Annotated in this window: 1 protein-coding gene; it reads left to right on the plus strand. The window is 50.8% G+C overall.

The window, feature by feature from the left end:
* On the plus strand, window positions 1-240 hold a 240-nt coding region (locus SB816_RS34615), incomplete at both ends, for a hypothetical protein (protein WP_410548576.1).

The raw sequence follows: 240 nt of genomic DNA on the forward strand, positions 1-240 counted from the left end.
TAAGCAAAGGCTCGTCGCTGATTAATATCGATCTCGGTGATTTCGCACAGAAGCTTTCCACAGAACTGTTGAGCAAAATGACGCCAGACCAACTCGTGATCTCGGTTCTTGGCCTAGGCGCCATCGCGGGAAGCGTGGTGGCGTACAAGGCATTTCTAAAGTCGCGCTCAGAAGACAAGAAAGCTCAGTTCGATGCAGACAAGCAGATCGCCTTGAGCAAGGAAGAAACGAATCGGCTAC

Source organism: Achromobacter sp. SIMBA_011 (genome assembly GCF_046535435.1).
In the GTDB taxonomy this organism is placed as follows: Bacteria; Pseudomonadota; Gammaproteobacteria; order Burkholderiales; family Burkholderiaceae_B; genus Achromobacter; species Achromobacter dolens.